A 12,766-nucleotide genomic window follows, 5' to 3' on the forward strand; every position below is an offset into this window, starting at 1 on the left:
GAAAGGAGTTTGCACCATGGCTGCCAAGGACGTGAAGTTCGCGACCGAGGCCCGCGAGCGCATGCTGCGGGGCGTCGACACACTGGCGAATGCGGTGAAGGTCACGCTCGGTCCAAAGGGACGCAACGTCGTCATTGAGAAATCGTTCGGCGCGCCGCGCATCACCAAGGATGGCGTCACCGTCGCCAAGGAGATCGAACTGGAGGACAAGTTCGAGAACATGGGCGCCCAGATGGTGCGCGAGGTTGCGTCGAAGACCAATGATCTCGCCGGAGACGGCACCACCACGGCAACCGTATTGGCGCAGGCCATCGTCAAGGAAGGTGCCAAGGCCGTCGCGGCCGGCATGAACCCGATGGATCTCAAGCGCGGCATCGATCTCGCCGTGGAAGCTATCGTGTCCGATCTCAAGTCCCACGCCAAGAAGGTCACCTCGAACGACGAGATCGCCCAGGTCGGCACCATCTCCGCCAACGGCGATACCGAGATCGGCCGCTTCCTGGCGGAGGCCATGCAGAAGGTCGGCAACGAGGGCGTGATCACGGTCGAGGAAGCCAAGAGCCTGAACACCGAGCTCGAGGTTGTGGAGGGCATGCAGTTCGACCGCGGCTATGTCTCGCCCTATTTCGTCACCAATGCTGAGAAGATGCGGGTGGAGCTCGATGATCCCTATGTGCTGATCCACGAGAAGAAGCTGTCCGGCCTACAGACGATGTTGCCGCTGCTCGAACAGGTCGTGCAATCCGGCAAGCCGCTCCTGATCATCGCGGAGGAGGTCGAGGGCGAGGCGCTGGCGACACTGGTGGTCAATCGCCTGCGCGGCGGCTTGAAGGTGGCCGCAGTCAAGGCGCCCGGCTTCGGCGATCGCCGCAAGGCGATGCTGGAGGACATCGCCATCCTCACCGGCGGCACCGTCATCTCCGAAGATCTCGGCATCAAGCTCGAGAAGGTCTCCGTGAAGATGCTGGGCCGCGCCAAGAAGGTCGTGATCGACAAAGAAAATACCACCATCGTCGACGGGGCCGGTGCCAAGAAGGACATCGAGGCGAGGAGCCAGCAGATCAGGGCTCAGATCGAGGAAACCACCTCGGACTACGACCGCGGGAAGCTTCAGGAGCGCCTGGCCAAGCTCGCGGGCGGCGTCGCGGTGATCCGTGTCGGCGGCGCGACCGAGGTCGAGGTGAAAGAACGCAAGGACCGCGTGGACGACGCCCTGCATGCGACGCGGGCTGCCGTCGAGGAAGGCATCCTGCCTGGCGGCGGCGTCGCGCTGCTGCGCGCCTTCAAGGCGCTGGATGGGGTCAAGACCGCCAATGCCGACCAGAAGGCCGGCGTCGACATCGTGCGCCGCGCCATCCAGGTGCCCGCCCGCCAGATCGTGCAGAATGCGGGCGAGGACGGTTCCGTCGTCGTCGGCAAGCTGCTTGAAAACGAAACCTACACGTGGGGCTTCAATGCCGCGACCGGCGAGTACCAGGACATGGTGCAGGCCGGCGTGATCGATCCTGCCAAGGTGGTGCGCACCGCCTTGCAGGACGCGGCCTCCGTGGCTTCGCTGCTCATCACGACTGAAGCGCTGGTCGCCGACAAGCCGAAGAAGGGGGAAGCAGCAAGCGCTCCCGCCATGGACTTCTGAGACGAGCGAACCCGGCCGAACGGCCGGGCTCTTTTCCAAACGCTCAATCGGATCTGTTTTCGAACGAAAGGAGGATGAGATGACCAAGAATCATGCTTTCTCCGCTTGCGCGGAGAACACCCGCAACATGCTGCGGCACATGGCGGCCATGGCCGTCGGTGCCGGCCTTTCGCTGGTGCCCTTTGCAGCCTATGGTGCCGAGAGCCCCAGCTCTGACCGGAGCACAGCGGACACTTTCGAACGGTTGACGCTGCCGCCTATCCCATACCTCGACACGATGCCGTGGGCGAACTGGGAGCGGACCAACGCCACCATCAAGGTGGATACGCTGCTCTCACCGGTTCTTGGGCCATCGGGTATTCGTCTCGACGCGACTCCGCACGATCAGGCCCGCCCACAACCCGCCATGAGCTGAGGCGTCGGAGCGGTCGCCGGGCCGCTCCGCTGTCGATCGACGTGCGCTGCCGAGAGCAGTCGTGCCTAGGGGCGAGCAACGAAGCGACGCAGCGCCGCTCGTTGCTCATGCAGTAGCTCTCACGCTCGAGTGAAGGGAGGAGGATGGGAGATGAGAGGCGTCATTGTTGGAGTTGCTTTGTGGGGAATGGTGAACGTCCTCCAAGCCAAGGAGACGGAGCTTCCGCGCGGAGAGGTACGGAGTTCGGCCGTGCCCACCCGGCAGCTTGCGACCAGCTCCGCTGCGGTCTCACGCAGCGATATTGAGAGACCGCGCCGCAATGGGCGCCGGAGCGCCGGCTTTTCGGCCGAGAGTATTGTCCCTGACATCTGCGCCGGGTGCTGATCGGCCTTCTGGCCAATCAGCAGTTTTTGCCCTCATTGGTTCGAGCTCTGTCAGAAGGACGCAGACCTTTGTTTTGATCCGTTGCAGCGCGCGCTGCTCGATCTGCCGGATTCGCTCGCGCGAGATGCCGAACTGGCCGGCAAGCTCCTCCAGAGTTTTTTGCGGTTCGTCCAGATATCGTGCCCTGATAATGCTCTGCTCGCGTGCAGTCAGTGCGGCAAGGGCTTCGGCGAGAGCGGTCCTCTCCCGTTCGCGGTCGCTCGCCTGCAGCAGCAGGCTTTCAGGATCGGGAGAGGGGTCCACCAGGCGATCCTGCCACTCGTCTCCCTCGGTGTCGGCGCTGAGCGAGACGTTGAGGGAGATATCGCCGCGCAGCCGGCCGTCCATCTCAACCACGTCGACTTCCCTGATGTTGAGGCTGCCGGCGATCTGCTTGAGCTGATCGGCACGCAAATTGCCATCCTCCGCAACGGCCAGCCTGCTCTTCAGTTTTCGCAGGTTGAAGAACAGCTTCTTCTGCGCTGCCGTGGTGCCGAGCTTGACCAGTGACCATGACCGGAGGATGTACTCCTGCACTGCGGCCTTGATCCACCACGAAGCATAAGTCGCGAGCCGGAAGCCCTTCTCCGGATCGAACCGCTTGACAGCGAGCATCAGCCCGACATTGGCCTCGGAGATGAGGTCGGCGACGGCGAGGCCATAGCGGCGATGTTGAAGCGCGATTTTCGCCGCCAGCCGCAGGTGGCTGGTCACCAGCCGGTAAGCCGCCTCCGGATCGCCGCAGTCACGCAGGCGGCGCGCATATTCGATTTCTTCCGGTGCCTCGAGCAGCGGAAATCGATGGATCTCATTCAGATACCGGGACAACCCGCGTTCGGAATGGATCGCAGGCAGCGACGAGATAGTCAGCATCGGTCGCTCCTCACCGAGACAGCAATTTGAGCGCAGGTCTTTCTCATGTCCAAATTCTCCAAAGAGCAAGATGGTCAGAACCACCGATCCCCCTGATTCGCTGAGCCCAATCAGGCGCTCGGATACCTCAGGCCGGTGATGCCTCTAGAATTTGAAAATGGAAGGAATGTTCCAGCGCCAATGATGCTCGTCGATGGTAAACACCGGGCGCTTGGCCGGCGAGATTCGTTGTCTCTTCTCTGCGGCAGCTGGTCTCTTGAAACGCAAGGCAGTCATCCTACCTTGCTGCGTGCGCGCGGTGGTCTGCGTGCACTGGTCTCAGTTATGCACCGGATGGCTTGGAAGAAGCTTGTGCGGATTGGAGCTGGGCGTCTGGTATGTGGAGAGGTCCATGAATGTTGGCCATCAACATCAGTCAACCGCTGCAGCGCGAGAGATCGTGACTCCGCCGACGAGATTGCCTTTCCCGGCCGACGCGCACGCACTCATCTTCGAAGCGGCGACTTCCGTCATGACCTCAGCCGTGCGGCGGAGAAGGCCGTGGAAGCTCCTATTCGAACGCCGCTCGGCGCTGCGGATCGAACCTTTGATGGGTTGGACCGAGGACGACGATCCCCTTGCCCAGGTGGAACTGTCCTTTCCATCCGCAGACGCTGCGGTTGGTTATGCGCGATGCCAGGGGCTCGACTATACCGTGCTCGGGCCGCCGGTTCATGAGCTGCATGTTGCTTCAGAGATCCACGCACCAGAGTGTCCGAGCCCCGATGACCGACAGATCGGTGCCGCCAGGTCGGCTGCTCCCGCAGCGGAGCGCGATCGCAAATTGGCTGCCTAGTAAGAGGACGCGGCGAACACGCATGCTCGGTTCGTGGGATGGTCAATTACCGTGATCTCGTCAGCGCAGCTCTCGCGCTGTTTTGTGCCGGCGTGATGTTGGTGGCCGGTCATCTCTTGATCGAATGGCACGCCAGGCAGTCCAATTCCGGCATGGGATTGGAAGCGCCCAAGAGGGAAGGCCCGGCTTTGCCGGTGATCTCCAACGGTTCGTCAACAAAACGAAAGATGATCGAGCTTCCAGCCGAGTTCCGGCGGAAGCGGGACGTGTAAAGCCTCTCTTGCAGACCGGGGGGAATGCCCTTCGCTGGTCGCGAAGCTCAGATCGCGCGCAGCCCATCCTTGGGCATTTCCCGGATCAGCGCGTCGATGTCGCTCTGCTCCAGGGTTTCCTTCTCCAGCAGCTTCTTGGCGGCGCGGTCCAGGATCGGCCGCCGTGTGTTCAAAATGCCCTGGGTGCGCTGAAAGACCTGGTCGACGATCGTCTTCACCTCGCGGTCGACCGCCGCTGCGGTCTCCTCCGCATAGTCGCGATCGCGGCCTGGAAAGGGGCGGTCCGCGCCTGCCAGGAAGTTGCCGGGGTCGCGCTCATAGGCGACGCTGCCGAGTTTCTCGGACATGCCGTAACGCGTCACCATGCTGCGCGCGATGTCGGTCACCCGGCGCAGATCGTCGGCCGCGCCCGTGGACAAATGCCCGAACACGATCAACTCGGCCGCGCGGCCGCCGAGCAGAACCGCCATCTTGTTTTCGAGCTCTTCCTTCGTCATCAGGAACCGGTCCTCGATCGGCCTCTGAATAGTGTAGCCGAGTGCGCCCACCCCGCGCGGGATGATCGAGACCTTGTGTACGGGGTCGGTGCCGGGCAGCGAGAGCGCGACCAAAGCGTGCCCCATCTCGTGATAGGCGACGATCTCACGCTCCTTGGCGTTGAGCAGGCGGTTGCGCTTCTCGAGGCCGGCGATCATGCGCTCGACCGCATTGTTGAAGTCGCTCATGCTCACCGCCTCGGCCCCGCGTCGCGTTGCCAGCAGCGCGGCTTCGTTGACGAGATTGGCAAGGTCCGCGCCGGTGAAGTCCGGCGTCAGTGCTGCGACCGTCTCGGCCTCCACGTGCTCGGCCAGACGCACCTTCTTCATGTGGACCTTGAGGATCTCGATACGACCCCGCTTGTCGGGACGATCGACCAGCACCTGCCGGTCGAAGCGGCCGGCTCGGAGCAGGGCCGGGTCGAGGATTTCCGGCCTGTTGGTAGCGGCGAGGATGACGAGACCGGAGCGCGAATCGAAGCCGTCGAGCTCGACGAGCAGCTGGTTGAGTGTTTGCTCCTTCTCGTCGTGGCCGCCGGCGAAGGGGCCGATGCCGCGGGCGCGGCCGAGGGCGTCGAGCTCGTCGATGAAGATGATGGCAGGCGCCTTCTCATGGGCCTGCTTGAACAGGTCCCGCACCCGCGCGGCGCCGACGCCGACGAACATCTCGACGAACTCCGAACCCGAGATCGAGAAGAACGGCACTCTGGCCTCGCCGGCGACGGCCTTGGCCAGCAGGGTCTTGCCCGTGCCCGGCGGCCCCACCAGCAGCACGCCCTTCGGCATGCGGCCGCCGAGCCGGCCGTAGTCAGTCGGGTTCGTCAGAAATCGACCACCTCGCGAAGCTCGTCCTTGGCTTCGTCGACCCCGGCGACGTCGGCAAAGGTGACGCCGGTATTGGACTCGACATAGACCTTGGCCTTGCTCTTGCCGATCGCCATCAGCCCGCCGCCTATCCCGCCGCCTTCGGCCATGCGGCGGCCGATGTACCACCAGATTCCGAAGAACAGCAGCACGGGCATGACCCATGACAGGAGGTCGCGGAGAAACGTGCTCTCGATCTGCCCGGTGAACCGGACGTTGTGTTTCTCCAGCTCCTGCGCGACGTCCTGGTCGACGCGCGTGGTGACGAATTGCTTCTGGCCGCCGGACAGCGGCTCCTTCAGCGTGCCCTGCAGCGTCCGGTCGGAAATGCCGACGGACTCGACTTTCCCCTGACGCAGCAATTGCTGATATTCGCTGTAGGGGATCACGGCGATTTGGCTGGCCGTCGAGATCAATTGCTGGATGAGGAAGACCGCGAAGATTGCGGCAAGGGCATAGCCGAGATTGAAGCGGACATTCTTGTTCATGCGAGCAGGTCCGATGTTGTTGCGCCACCGGGGCATGTCGAGGCGCATGTTGCGCACGCGATTGGGCCCGGGACGCGTCCGGACCTGCGTTGTAGCGAAGGAAACCTTTCCCTCCGGCCCTGTTCCTGGCGCCCGTAACGCGTCGATCACGTTTGCAGGGCAGCGATAAGGCCCGGCCAAAGACCGGGCCTTAAGCGATTACCAGGCGTACCAGTAGGGGTCGACCGGCGGATAATAGCGAACGCTCCGATAATATCGGGGTCCGTAATAATACCTGGGTGGACCATAGACCGGCGCATAATAGACCGGCGGCGCCGCAGCGGCGGCCAGCGCTCCGGTGAACAGACCCAGGGCAACAGCCGGGCCGATGCCGGGCCCGCCCCAGTGATGATGATGGCCTCGCCAGTGAGCCGAAGCCGGCGCAATCGTTCCGATGAGGAGCGTTGCTGCCGCGGCGATTGCAAAAGCAAGCTTTCTCATGTGACTTCCCTCGAATACGGCCCGCAATGAACGCGGGCTCTTCCATCCTCTGTATGAGTTTCGTTTCGCCGGACACCGCCCGGCAGCGTCTGAAATTAGGATTTGCGGCGACGACTTCAAGTCTCGAACGCCGTTCGCGCACTGGAGGGCAGATAGACCGTGTCGATCGAAGGCGAGCTTCTCACGCCTATGCGATGAATGCCTCCTGGCACGTGCGAGCAGGTGGCCGAGGAAGTTGCGCCAATTCCGCTCTGGCCCTTGGCTGACTAATGGATGGCCCATCAGTGACGGCTTTCGTTGACGGCTCCTATGTGAAACCAGGGCCTATTGGGGCCCAGCAGTTCGAGCAGGCCGTTGAGTCATCGGCGGCTGCCGGATAAATGCTTTAGTTTTCCGTCGGTTAAGAGCCCTCTGTCGACCGCAGAAAGCGCTTGCGGAAAGGACCACACGGTTTTGCCGTACGCACGGCCCGCCATTTCGCCGCAGTATTCCCGGGCTCCGTCGACAGAGCCGGAAACTTACAGGCGAGACAAAGCCTAGTAGCGCCGTTCGTCCGCGCGATGCCTCAGGGCTCACGGAGAGCAATCCGCCCTGCCCCTGGCTTTCGCGCCCGACGCTGCTGCGTCCACCGCAAACCCGGCTCTGCGATCACGCGACAACATGACCGCCCCTCTAGATGAGCCGGGATGCGAACCACATACGACGAATCCGAATTTCGGTAAAGTGGAATATTTTTGCGCGTTGGAATTGACAGGGGCGACACAGGACTGCAGGGGTTCAGACGCAATCAAAAAGGGCGGCGCAAAGCGCCACCCCGTTGCAAACCACAAGCGCATCTGACCGATGGAAACCGATCCGCGCGGCATGAACCGGCCGTTTGATACGGCCAGTGTCAGTAGCCCGGATCGTAATAATAAGGACTGCCGCCGTAATAGCCGGGGCCGCCGTAGTAAGGACGCGGGCCATAGCCACCATAGTAGTAGCGGTTCTCGTAATAGTCGCGGCGCCGCTGCTCGGCGATCACCCCGCCGATAATGCCCGCCGCAGCGCCCATGAAGGCGAGGCCTGCTGCATTGGGCCCGCGCCGATGGTAGTGGCGACGACGGGCAGCGCTGAAATCGGTAACGGTGGCGGAGGCCTGGGCCGCAGCAGCCTTTGCGGACACCGCCGGGCTCGAACCCGAAGATGCCGCGGATGAGGGGGACACCGCGCTTGCGAGCAGCGCCAGGCCTGCGAACGCAGCCAAGACCGTGTTGCGTCCGGCCGCGGAAATCATCGGTCCATCACTCATCTCGATCTTCCTCTGTTCTGGCTCAAAACATATGTAGGCAAACAGTGCGTAACGCGCAAACCACTGAAATGGTTTCCTGATCGCGGCGTTCTGCCACGCTTCGAACGATTGTAAACCGAACAACCAGATCCAGCTTGAACCATCCAACCTGAGCGGTTAATGAACAGCCGCGCCGTTTTCGGTCGCCGTAAGCGTTTCACGTGAACCAACGCATCAACCGACGCCGTCGGGATCGATGCCATTTCCAGGGTTCACCGTGCTCGACGCGTCCTTTCCTCGAAGAAATCAGATGATTGCGGTTCGCAAACTGCCGGCGCGCTACGCGCCGATCGTGATGCCCTTTGTACTGTCCATCCTCATGACGGCTGTGGTGTCGGTCATTTCCACGCTCCGAAGCCTAGGGGCAACGCCGGCGTTCCTGGCGACCTGGCCCGGCGCTTGGGCGTTGTCGTGGCTCGTCGCCTTTCCGACGCTGCTGATGGTGCTGCCGCTGGTCCGCCGGATCGTGGCCTGCCTCGTCGCGGCCCCGCCCGGCCGATAGAACACGCCTAAAGCACGATGAGATGGGACGGTCATCATCGCGCTTTGGGTTGTTGTTTCAGCATGATCTCTTCGGAAAACCGCTTCACAATTTTCCGGATCATGCTCTAGGACAGCGACCCCAGCACGCCGCGCGTCGCCTTGTCGATCTCCTCGACATAGCGGCGCCGGGCGAAATTCTCGGTGAGGAAGCCGACCACCTTGCGGCTGTCGGTGGAATCGACCACCGCCAGCATCTCGGCCTCGGCCTCGTCGAACACCGCCATGGCCGACTTCACGTTCATTTCCGGGATCAGCACGATGTCGATCAGGCGCGCCAGCTCGATCACCTGGATGTCGTCGGCGATGGTGTCGAGGTCGTTGGAGAACAAATCGGGCAGCAGGACGAGGCCGACATATTCGTCGGCATTGTTGACGATGACGATCCCCGGCCGCGAGCCCAGCGCGAATTCGCGGCGCGCGGCGGCGATCGTCGTGGTCGACGGCACCTTGCCGACGTCGGAGCGCATCAAGCGCTCGACGGTGAGGTTGCGCAGCCAGCCGACGTCGTTGGCGCTGCGGATGGTCTCGCCGCGCAGATGCAGGCGCCAGGTCGAGAAAGAGTGGCCGAACATGAAGCGGACGCAGATCGAGGTGACGATACAGCCGGCCAGCACCACGGCGGTGACGTCGACGTTGCGGGTCATCTCCAGCACGAGGAACGACATCGTGAGCGGACCGCCGACGACGGCGACGCCGAGCGTCGCCATGCCGGTCAGCATCGCGACCAGCGGATCGATCGCGAAGTTCGGACTGATCAGAAGCAGTACCGCCGCAAAGAACTTCCCGATCAGGCTGCCGACGAACAGCGAGGCGAAGAACAGGCCGCCGCGAAAGCCCGAGGCGAGCGACACCAGGCAGGCCGTCACCTTCAACGCGATGATTAGTGCGATCAGGCCGATCGTCATGTCATTGAAGAGGTCGAGCACCATCGCGCCGTGGCCGGCTGCCAGGACCTGCGGCGTGATGATCGCGAAGCTGCCGACGATGAGGCCGCCGATCACCGGACGCAGCCAGACCGGCATCCAGACGAACAGGCGCTCGAACATCGGCGAGGAGCGCATCACGGCGATGCCGACACCGCTGGTGATGAGCGCAAGGCCGATGAGTGCCAGGTACTGCTCGACGCCGACGGCGCTGACCTTCGGGATCTCCAGCGAATAAGGCGCGCCGCCGAGCCATTGCGCCGTCAAGGCGCCCGCCAGCGAAGCCGCCAGGATCGGCGCGGCGCTGCCGACCGCATAGACGCCGACGATGAGCTCGCAGGCATAGAAGGCCCCGGTGATCGGCGCGCCGAACGCCGCCGCGATCGCGGCGGCAGCGCCACAGCCGACCATCAGGCGCAGATCGTTGCGTCGAAGATTGAAGAACTTGCCGAGCAGCGAAGCGATGCCCGAGCCGATCTGGGTATAGCCGGCCTCGAGACCGACCGAGGCGCCGCAGCCGTTGGAGATCAGGGTCTGGCTCGACACCACCACACTGTCCCGCATCGACAGATTGCCGCCGCGGAGCGCATTCGCCTCGATCGGATCGACCGCGTTCGAGATCTTCATGCGCCGCCGCGACCATTCCATGATGCCGAGCGAGAGCCCCCCCAGCGCAGGCGCGATCAGCGCTGCCCACGGACTGACGCTCTCGTGAGCCGACAGGTGGACATCGATGGGAATGCCGTAGATCACCACATGCGCGAGCTGGGCAAGCTTGGCCATCAGCGTCACGACTGCACCCGCGAGCGTGCCGATGACGAGCGCGAGCGGGATCAAGTAGAACTCGTTGCTGCGCAGCAGGGCGCGCAGTCGAACCATGATACGGTTCGTTCCCTTGCGATCGACGAGATGCCTGATCCGCACGAACACCTTCTGTCCGTCCTACCCTTCCGACAGGCCGTAGCCGGCCATGCGCTGGCGGACCCGCTCGATCTCCTCGCTGGAGAGCAGCGGCGGTTGTCCGATCTGGAGGCAGCCGTGATATTGCCGCGCCAGCGTCTCGATCTCGACGGCGAGCCACATCGCCTTGTCCAGCGTCTTGCCGATCGCGATCATTCCGTGGTGGTCGAGCAGGCAGGCAAGCCGGCCCTCCAGCGCCCGCACCGCGTGCTCGGACAGCTCCACCGTGCCGAACGTGGCATAGGGCGCGCAGCGGATGGTGTCGCCACCGGCGGCCGCGATCATGTAGTGCACGGGCGGGATCTCCATGCCCATGATCGCCAGGATGGTGCAATAGGTCGGATGGGCGTGGACGACGGCATTGACGTCGGGCCGCGATTTCAGGATGTCGCGATGAAAACGCCACTCGCTCGACGGCTTGCGATCGGGGGCATGGGAGCCGTCCATCGCCATGAACACGATCTGGTCGGGCGTCATGGCGTCATAGGGCACGCTGGTCGGGGTGACCAGAAGCCCGTCCGCATGTCGGACGCTGATATTGCCCGAGGTACCCTGGTTGATGCCGAGCGCGTTCATGCGGCGGCAGGCGTCGATGACGGCCTGTCTCTTGGCGAGCTCGTCCTTTGTCATCGACATCTGGATTTTTCTCGGCTTCTTGGCGATGGACGTTTGTCAGAGGGGAAGTACGTCAAAGCCATGCGGCAGTGCAAGCGAAAGCGACCCGATCACGCGCGATCTTGCCGAGGGACCGGCCACCTCTCGAAATGGAATGTAAAATCAACAAATTACCAGATTGTCGCAGCTTACGGCAGGCTCGCCCGGACGGCCGCAATCCCCTTGATGGCGAACTGCACCGAATAGGCGGCGAGCAGCATGCCGAGCACGCGCGAGAGCACGGCGTTTCCGGTGCGCCCCAGGGTGCGCGCGATCAGGCCCGCTGAGACGAAGCACAGCATGCAGAGCAGGCAAACCGAGAGCACCACCGCGATGATGATCGCAAGCTTCGCGCCATAGCCGGCATCCCCCGACAGCAGCAGCGTGGTCGCGATCGCGCCGGGGGCCGGCCATCATCGGAATGGCGAGCGGAAACACCGCGACGTCGGAGGGCGCGAGGCGCCATAACAAAAGTTAAACGCTCGTGCTCGGAAAGACATCAAGCCGCTCGCCACCCGAGCAACCATTCGTGCTGATTGCCGTTTGCAAGAGCATCAACGTCCGAACAGAAGCGGCCAAGACAATTGCACGAACCCCGTTCCAGAATTGATCCGCACGATCCGATTGCCTGCAGCCACTGGGCGCTTCGATTAGGGACAAACGTCCGAGAACTCAAGGCTGCGATCCATCAATTCGGGAGCGCCGCCGATGCCGTCGCGTACGGCCTCGAGCAATGGCGGCGTAGCGGCTCGCGTGGACAGTGGCAAGGCCGCAGCGGCGCACCGCAGGTCGGCATCCTCTCCGATTCCATGGTCGCGCGCGGAGAGCAGCTCGCTTCTGTCTCCCTCGTCTGCGTCAATGCCGTCGGCCTCGTCGCCGGCGCCGTGCCGCGGATTCTGCCCGCGACGCCGGAAGCCGATATCGATGCCTATCTCGATGGCCTCCACGGCCTTTTCGTCGGCGGCGGTCAGACCAACGTTCATCCCTCCCGTTACGGGCAAACAGTCGACGAGAAGCGCGACGGCCCGTTCGATGAATTCCGCGACGAGATCGCCCTGCGCCTGATCCCGCGCGCGCTGGCGCGGGGCATCCCCGCTCTCTTCATCTGCCGCGGTATCCAGGAGCTGAACGTCGCCTTCGGCGGCACGCTAGTGAAAGAGCCGGATGATCTGCCCGAGGACAGGCGCCACGGCACGCCTGAGGCCGATAATGAGGACGCCCGCTATCGGTTGCGGCAAAATCTCACGCTGCGGAAGGGCGGTCTCCTGCACGGGATATGCGGCGCGGACACCATCACCGTGAATTCGCTGCACAGCTTTCTGATCGGCGATCTGGCGCCGGGTCTCGTGGCGGAAGCCGTCGCCGAGGACGGCGCGATCGAGGCGGTCAGTGTCGATGGCGCGGGCGCGTTCGCGCTCGGCACGCTGTTTCATCCTGATTATTGGGCAAGCACGGACCATGCGTCGGCCCGCATCCTCTCTTCATTCGGAGACGCGGTCCGCCAGCAAGCCAAGACGCAAGGGGCAGCTTAAAG

General features: G+C 63.4%; 11 protein-coding genes and 3 pseudogenes. 7 read left to right on the forward strand and 7 right to left on the reverse strand.

What is annotated here, in order from left to right; genetic code table 11:
• The first annotated feature begins 16 nt into the window (after positions 1 to 16).
• Together groL and BCCGELA001_RS26495 are read left to right on the forward strand one after the other, a co-directional pair.
• Positions 17 to 1,636 carry a chaperonin GroEL gene (groL, locus tag BCCGELA001_RS26490; protein ID WP_008556025.1) on the forward strand — a complete coding sequence of 540 codons (1,620 nt, stop codon included), beginning with the start codon at positions 17 to 19 and terminating at the stop codon, positions 1,634 to 1,636.
• Between the two features lie 79 nt (positions 1,637 to 1,715).
• Positions 1,716 to 2,051: a hypothetical protein gene (locus BCCGELA001_RS26495; protein ID WP_008556026.1), complete on the forward strand. Its 336-nt coding sequence runs from the start codon at positions 1,716 to 1,718 to the stop codon at positions 2,049 to 2,051.
• Between the two features lie 288 nt (positions 2,052 to 2,339).
• On the opposite strand, the gene rpoH is transcribed toward BCCGELA001_RS26495, so the two are convergent.
• Positions 2,340 to 3,347, reverse strand: a complete 1,008-nt coding sequence (rpoH, locus tag BCCGELA001_RS26500; RefSeq protein ID WP_008556028.1) for an RNA polymerase sigma factor RpoH — start codon at positions 3,345 to 3,347, stop codon at positions 2,340 to 2,342.
• Positions 3,348 to 3,738: 391 nt separating this feature from the next.
• Here rpoH and BCCGELA001_RS36200 point away from each other — a divergent pair, with 391 nt between their 5' ends.
• Both BCCGELA001_RS36200 and BCCGELA001_RS26510 read left to right on the forward strand, forming a co-directional pair.
• Complete coding sequence (locus tag BCCGELA001_RS36200; protein ID WP_144441478.1) at positions 3,739 to 4,182, forward strand: NADH dehydrogenase ubiquinone Fe-S protein 4; 444 nt, start codon at positions 3,739 to 3,741, stop codon at positions 4,180 to 4,182.
• Positions 4,183 to 4,220: 38 nt separating this feature from the next.
• Positions 4,221 to 4,454 (forward strand): hypothetical protein, encoded by a 234-nt coding sequence (locus BCCGELA001_RS26510; RefSeq protein ID WP_008556029.1) that lies wholly within the window; start codon positions 4,221 to 4,223, stop codon positions 4,452 to 4,454.
• A gap of 47 nt (positions 4,455 to 4,501) precedes the next feature.
• Here BCCGELA001_RS26510 and ftsH read toward each other — a convergent pair.
• The 3 genes and pseudogenes from ftsH to BCCGELA001_RS26525 form a co-directional block, all read right to left on the reverse strand.
• Positions 4,502 to 6,342: pseudogene (gene ftsH, locus BCCGELA001_RS26515) on the reverse strand (ATP-dependent zinc metalloprotease FtsH).
• A 198-nt stretch (positions 6,343 to 6,540) separates the two neighbouring features.
• Positions 6,541 to 6,822, reverse strand: a complete 282-nt coding sequence (locus BCCGELA001_RS26520; protein ID WP_008556031.1) for a hypothetical protein — start codon at positions 6,820 to 6,822, stop codon at positions 6,541 to 6,543.
• An 892-nt stretch (positions 6,823 to 7,714) separates the two neighbouring features.
• Complete coding sequence (locus BCCGELA001_RS26525) at positions 7,715 to 8,113, reverse strand: hypothetical protein (RefSeq protein WP_060736672.1); 399 nt, start codon at positions 8,111 to 8,113, stop codon at positions 7,715 to 7,717.
• A 289-nt stretch (positions 8,114 to 8,402) separates the two neighbouring features.
• On the opposite strand from BCCGELA001_RS26525, the gene BCCGELA001_RS26530 reads away from it, so the two are divergent.
• Positions 8,403 to 8,654 (forward strand): DUF2798 domain-containing protein, encoded by a 252-nt coding sequence (locus BCCGELA001_RS26530; RefSeq protein ID WP_008565736.1) that lies wholly within the window; start codon positions 8,403 to 8,405, stop codon positions 8,652 to 8,654.
• Positions 8,655 to 8,760: 106 nt separating this feature from the next.
• On the opposite strand, the gene BCCGELA001_RS26535 is transcribed toward BCCGELA001_RS26530, so the two are convergent.
• From BCCGELA001_RS26535 to BCCGELA001_RS26545, 3 genes and pseudogenes are all read right to left on the reverse strand, one after another.
• Positions 8,761 to 10,548 (reverse strand): chloride channel protein, encoded by a 1,788-nt coding sequence (locus BCCGELA001_RS26535; RefSeq protein ID WP_082813684.1) that lies wholly within the window; start codon positions 10,546 to 10,548, stop codon positions 8,761 to 8,763.
• A 12-nt stretch (positions 10,549 to 10,560) separates the two neighbouring features.
• Entirely contained in the window at positions 10,561 to 11,214 is a 654-nt protein-coding gene (locus BCCGELA001_RS26540) for an L-fuculose-phosphate aldolase (protein ID WP_008562603.1), read from the reverse strand.
• Between the two features lie 167 nt (positions 11,215 to 11,381).
• Positions 11,382 to 11,682, reverse strand: a pseudogene (locus BCCGELA001_RS26545) (MarC family protein); the annotation flags it as partial.
• Between the two features lie 134 nt (positions 11,683 to 11,816).
• Here BCCGELA001_RS26545 and BCCGELA001_RS39470 point away from each other — a divergent pair.
• Both BCCGELA001_RS39470 and BCCGELA001_RS26550 read left to right on the forward strand, forming a co-directional pair.
• A pseudogene (locus BCCGELA001_RS39470) lies at positions 11,817 to 11,894 on the forward strand (hypothetical protein); the annotation flags it as partial.
• Positions 11,895 to 12,041: 147 nt separating this feature from the next.
• Positions 12,042 to 12,764 carry a gamma-glutamyl-gamma-aminobutyrate hydrolase family protein gene (locus BCCGELA001_RS26550; RefSeq protein ID WP_008562599.1) on the forward strand — a complete coding sequence of 241 codons (723 nt, stop codon included), beginning with the start codon at positions 12,042 to 12,044 and terminating at the stop codon, positions 12,762 to 12,764.
• Positions 12,765 to 12,766 lie beyond the last annotated feature (2 nt).

The sequence above is a fragment of the Bradyrhizobium sp. CCGE-LA001 genome, from assembly GCF_000296215.2.
Taxonomy (GTDB): Bacteria; Pseudomonadota; Alphaproteobacteria; order Rhizobiales; family Xanthobacteraceae; genus Bradyrhizobium.